We start from the raw sequence: 2,467 nt of genomic DNA, 5'->3' as shown, positions 1-2,467 counted from the left end.
CTGCACGGATCACTGGCGCTGCCGGTTTATTGCAAAGGGAACCAAGCTGATCTGCCACGGTGATGTCTTAGCGCTTCTGGCGGGGATAGATATGGCAAGCTTCGATTTCATCAAGACCGAGAACCTCTACGAGTTTGATGGCATCCCGGGCTTCGCCCTCGCACAAGGTCAGTAGGCTTACGTGAGGTAGGTTTGTAGTGTGGCCGCTAGCTCGGGGGCTTCATGGGAGGCGGCGACAGTCTGAAGGGCTTCGTGCAGGCGTTCGGGGTAGCGTTTCCCGATGATTCTAAGCGCCTCGGCGAGGTAGTCACTTTGGGCCTGATCGTCGGCGATAAGAAAGCCTACCAGTTCAGCCAAGATACTCTCCCCCTCAGTGCGCGCCTGCGCCGCGAGGGCTTCGAGCTTCTCGATCTGGCTCAGCTCGTAGAGCAGGGCATCCACACAGACACAGGTCGCTTCGTCGCAGGGGGGCTCCCAGCGGTAGCGCGTGAGCAGCTCCTCGGCGGCGGTGGCAAGCTCCGTGGCATCCCAGCCCCCTTTGCGTGTCAGCCACTCTTGCAGGGCGATCAGGTGCTTGCTCTCCTCGTAGCTCCAGTGTGTCCAGAACCAGGCCCGACCTCGGCTGGCGCGCAGAAGATTCTGATTGATCGCCGCGTAGTCGGGAAGCAGCGTCGCATCCCGCCAGAGCGCGAGTGTCGCATCCACCAGTGCCGGGCTCGGCGCAGGGGTCTCCGCCTGCCACTCTATCGAGCCCCACGGGTTCCAGTGCCGCTCGGCATCCGCCTTGGCAAAGTGCTCTTTGTAGAGGACATAGAGCATCCGCTCCGTCTCTTTGTCCAGCATCGCGGCGGCAGAGCGCTCGCTCGTGGCATTCTGCCGGGCGTTAAGGTCGTCGTCTTCATGGCTACGTAGCATCGTGACTCTTGGTATCACAGCGCCCCGCGTCAGTCATGGGCCAAATGGCCTATTTGAAGGAACCCAATGCGCCGCAAGAGTGTTCCTATGAGCATGGATATTCCCCCACTAACCACCACGATTCACCTTGAGCTTGGCAGTGTGCGCCAGCCCTACAATAGCGCTCGCATCTTTGGCGACACAGGCACGAAGTTCTCTCTGCGCAACTTGATGGGCGAGAGCGGCTTCCACTTCGGGCGCGTCACGGTGCTCCATAAGCTTAGTGCCAATCAGGGTCTGCGCCTCATGCTTGCGCCGCTCAGCTACTCAGGGGCGGGGCAGTTTGCCGCGCCCGTGCGCTTTCAGGACACGACCTTCTCCGCCAATGCTCCGACGACGGGGAGCTATATGTTTAATTCCTACCGTGTGAGCTACTGGTCTACCGTGCACCAAAATAAAAAAGAGATCTTGCGCGTGGGCGGGACCCTGAAAGTGCGCGATGCCCGAATCGCGTTGCGTCAGGGCGGCACCTATAAAGAGTCCTACAACCTCGGGGTTGTCCCCTTGGTCTATCTCAGCGGCGAGCGCAAGCTCAGTGAGCGCTGGAAGCTACTGCTCGATGCCGATGGTCTGGCTGCGCCGCAAGGCCGCGCCTTTGATATTAGCCTCTTGCTGGCGCATCGGCTCGCGCCTAAAACCGACGTCACTCTGGGTGTCCGAACGCTGGAAGGGGGCGCGGACAATGAGCGTGTCTACAACTTCGCCCGGCTAGACTATCTCAGTGTGGGCCTGATTCAACGCCTCTGAAAATAAAAGATAAATAATTCAGGAAAATTGGAACGCGAACTAAATTTCGTATGTATATATAATCAACGAAGGGGAGTAGCACCCGGCCAAAAAAAGCCGGGGGAAGTTTCGTCAAGACGCTCACAGTGCGAGCCGGAACTTTCCATCTTAAAAAAGCAAGACCTTCGCCAGAGTAACCTCTCCTCTGGTGAGGGGCTTGTTTTTTTAGGAAAGGTTTGTGATGAACATTCAGATACAGGGCCGTCATCTGGTTGTGAACGAAGTGCTTCGGCAGCACACTGAACTTCTGATGGGCAGGCTTGCAAGGCAGTTTCCTACCATTCGCCATAGCCATGTCACGCTCTCTAGTGAGCGGCAACAGTACATCGTTACTATTCGAGTTTGGGCGGAGGGGCTGGACTTGCGTAGCGAAGATGAGGGCGGGGATATTTACGCCACACTCGCCCGTGCAGCAGGAAAGCTGGAGCGCCGACTTCAGAAATGCACGGATCGCCACTACCGCTTTGGTAACCATCACGGACAGCATGCCTCGCTCCGCTGTCCTCCCGATCGTCCGCCCGCACGGCTACGCCTGGAAATGTAGCCGCACTCTGCGACGGACGAACCTCCTGCATCACGGGTGATGCGGGAGGTTTTTCTGTTTTACAGAAAACGCCGTACGGTTGCGTTTGCTCGGTGCCAGATTGTGGTTCTCTTGACGACATCGCTGCTCTGCGCGATTTTCTGACACATGCTCGGCTGTTGCGACAAGCAGGCGAGATAAAAC

At 57.8% G+C, this 2,467-nt stretch carries 3 protein-coding genes and 1 pseudogene; 3 read left to right on the top strand and 1 reads right to left on the bottom strand.

Going from position 1 to position 2,467, the window contains the following annotated elements; all coding sequences use genetic code 11:
- Nucleotides 1–175, top strand: a pseudogene (locus ACH2EH_RS00650) (NADP-dependent isocitrate dehydrogenase); the annotation flags it as partial.
- Nucleotides 176–177: 2 nt separating this feature from the next.
- Here the strand turns inward: ACH2EH_RS00650 and ACH2EH_RS00645 are convergent.
- Nucleotides 178–915: a hypothetical protein gene (locus ACH2EH_RS00645; protein ID WP_395137795.1), complete on the bottom strand. Its 738-nt coding sequence runs from the start codon at nt 913–915 to the stop codon at nt 178–180.
- An 87-nt stretch (nt 916–1,002) separates the two neighbouring features.
- Between ACH2EH_RS00645 and ACH2EH_RS00640 the strand changes: the two genes are divergently transcribed.
- Nucleotides 1,003–1,701, top strand: coding sequence for a hypothetical protein (locus ACH2EH_RS00640; RefSeq protein WP_395137793.1), 699 nt, complete (start codon nt 1,003–1,005; stop codon nt 1,699–1,701).
- Between the two features lie 220 nt (nt 1,702–1,921).
- A complete protein-coding gene (gene hpf, locus ACH2EH_RS00635; RefSeq protein WP_395137791.1) occupies nt 1,922–2,284 on the top strand; it encodes a ribosome hibernation-promoting factor, HPF/YfiA family in 363 nt (120 codons plus the stop codon).
- The last annotated feature ends 183 nt before the right edge of the window (nt 2,285–2,467 follow it).

It is taken from the genome of Armatimonas sp. (assembly GCF_043760365.1).
Classification (GTDB): Bacteria; Armatimonadota; Armatimonadia; order Armatimonadales; family Armatimonadaceae; genus Armatimonas.
This window is presented reverse-complemented; position numbering and strand designations above follow the sequence as displayed.